General features: G+C 48.8%; 3 protein-coding genes and 1 pseudogene. All 4 read right to left on the bottom strand.

The genetic code is table 11. The features are described 5' to 3' along the window. The coding region (locus HQL52_20265; protein ID MBF0371775.1) for a transposase at positions 1–228 on the bottom strand (228 nt) is incomplete at its 3' end. 8 nt (positions 229–236) lie between these two features. Beyond that, positions 237–612, bottom strand: a pseudogene (locus HQL52_20260) (type II toxin-antitoxin system RelE/ParE family toxin). 168 nt (positions 613–780) lie between these two features. Beyond that, entirely contained in the window at positions 781–1,509 is a 729-nt protein-coding gene (locus HQL52_20255) for an ATP-binding protein (protein MBF0371774.1), read from the bottom strand. Further along, positions 1,496–2,703: IS21 family transposase (locus tag HQL52_20250; protein ID MBF0371773.1), on the bottom strand; the 1,208-nt coding region annotated here is incomplete at its 5' end. The genes HQL52_20255 and HQL52_20250, both read right to left, overlap by 14 nt.

The raw sequence follows: 2,703 nt of genomic DNA, 5'->3' as shown, positions 1-2,703 counted from the left end.
TGCCGATGTTTCTAACACCACTGCAAACTTATCTTCAGAAGACCACTCCTCTGCATTCTTACCATTACCAGGCACTGCTATTCCTCCTTGTCTAGCTTTTATTCGCCATGTATGTAACGTTCCATACGGTATTCCTGATTCTTTTGATAGTACAGAAATTGCTTTGTTACAGGGTGGCATCATTTTCCTTATGATAGCCTCTTTTCTCTCTTTTGAATAACTGTTCATCTGCCATCCTATTCACCCTCTGTTTTGAAAAAGGTTAAATCAGATGGGGCGACAACTTCGCTGACACAGAGGGGGCCCAACAGATCATCTGCTAGCTTCTGTAACGCTTCAAGATCACGGTGGTTGATATTTGTCCTTACGTTTTTGGCAAAACCAAACATAAAAAACCAGCGATTCCCCTTGTTTGTAGCCACCAATGTTCGAACTCCTCCACTTTTACCTCTACCTGGCAAAGCAATGCGTTTTTTGACCACTCCACCGCCAAGGTCGGCATCAACTAGTCCCAGTCCCATTTCAACCACTGCTTGGCATAGGGGGTTGATCCAAAAGACCGATCTTACGTGACCAGCGGGAAAAGTGTTGAGTCTTGAATACTCTCTCCATGCATTAACTATATCACTTAGTGTTATGTCTTGACAAGAAAGTTCCTGATAATTTCAATACGGCCATTTCAGTGGCCAAAAATTTAAAGCCATTAGGTGGGTGTCAATCGGCATTCAATAATGACCCCCTATCGGCGTCGAATTTTGACCCCCGAAAGGTACAAAAAAACTATCCTCGTTGTTTCATTCTCCAGCTCTCATTTCCGGTTTCTATGATGTCGCAGTGATGGGTGAGTCGATCCAGTAGAGCGGTGGTCATTTTTGCGTCTCCAAAGACCTTGGACCATTCTCCGAAAGTGAGGTTGGTAGTCACGATGAGAGAGGTCTGCTCATAAAGGCGGCTGATTAAGTGGAATAACAGTGCCCCACCATTTTTGGAAAAAGGCAGATATCCCAATTCATCCAACACCAGCAGATCCAGCTTCAATAGTTGCTCCGTAGTACGGCCAGCCAGTCCATCGGCTTGTTCTCGTTCTAGCTTGTTGACCAGGTCCACCACGCTGAAATAGCGACAGCGCTTACCTTGACGGACACTATTGGCGGCTATGGCAATAGCCAAATGACTCTTTCCGGTTCCAGTTCCACCAACCAATACGATATTACCGGCACCGTCGAGAAATTCCCCTGTGTGCAAGGTGCGGATACGCTCTTCGTTTATCTGTGAAGAGCTGAAGTCGAACCCATCCAGGGCCTTTAGGGTTGGAAATCTGGCTACCTTCATCTGATAGCGGATTGAGCGGGTCTGTCGGTCAACTTTCTCTGCTCGGATCAAGTCACCCAACATCTCCTGAATAGTTCGCTTGCGGCGGATTCCCTCAATAATAGCTTCGTCAAAGGTGGCAGCCATACCAAGCAGCTTCAGCTCTTTTAAGCCGTCAATCAGTTCATGGCGTTTCATGATTGGCCTCCAAAAGACGGTCATAACGGGCACAATCCGCTGTCGGCTCCTCTTTTAATATCAGCCCTGCCGGAGTTGCCACCGGCTCCGGGTCTGGCGGTTGGTTGAGCCGTAATAAGCGGTTAACGATGGCATCACTCTGGATGACTCCTTCTTTCAAGGCCCAGGCACAGACACCATCAATCTCATCCAAGCCATGTTCACGCCCCGCTGACAACAGTTCAACAAACTCTCTATCTCCTCCCGGCCTCTTCTCCAGGCGTTGCCGCATTTTTGCCAGGTTGGTAGGCAAATCCCACTCTTGAAAAGGTGCTCCATGGCGCAAGGCCCCCGGCTTTCTTTCCAATACTTTCAGATAGTGCCACGGGTTGTAAACCGCACTGCCACGCCCAAAAGCCCGAGGATGGCTTGCTACTCGTTGGTCATCATGCAAAACTACGATCCGATCGGCATAGGCCCGAATTGTTACTGGCTTTCTGGCTGCAAAACAGTCCACGCTATACTGGTTCTTGTCATAAGTGACCAAGCTGGTAGAAGAAGCACCGCAATCCCTTTGCTGATAGGCTTCAAACGGTCCAGGATAGGGGATAAGCCGTTCCCGCTCCTCCTGGAATACCGCCGCTACAGTACGTTCAGAAAACTGGGGATGCGCCCGCTCCGACGCTACAGCCCAGCAGCGATCTGCCAGCCAGCCGTTTAATTCCTCCAAATCGGTAAAATGGGGCATAGGAGTGAAAAACCAGCGCCGGATATTACGCACCTGATTTTCTACCTGCCCTTTTTCCCAACCTGCTGCCGGTGTGCAGGCCACAGGCTCCATTAAAAAATGATCGCACATCTTGGCAAAACGGGAATGAAACTCTCTCTCCTTCCCTTTGAGAACCTTGTTCACGGCTGTTGGCAGATTGTCGTAAACACCTTGACGGCTACAACCACCGAAAAACTCAAAAGCCCGATTGTGCGCCTCAAGCAACATTTCCAACGACTCCCGTTGAAAGGCCACGACAAAGATCATCCGACTATAAGCCAAACGGAAATGAGCCAACTTGATCGTCTGCTGAATGCCGCCAATAACAGCCTGCTCATAGCTCCAGTCAAATTGGCATACAGAGCCAGGATCAAACTGAAGAGGAACAAAAACAGTACCTGGATTGCGCCCTTTTTCATCCCGCCAGATCTTCACAAAACGGCGTA

This window comes from Magnetococcales bacterium, assembly GCA_015232395.1.
Taxonomy (GTDB): Bacteria; Pseudomonadota; Magnetococcia; order Magnetococcales; family JADFZT01; genus JADFZT01.
Note: the sequence above shows the minus strand (reverse complement) of the source record. Positions and strands in the feature narration are given on the sequence as shown.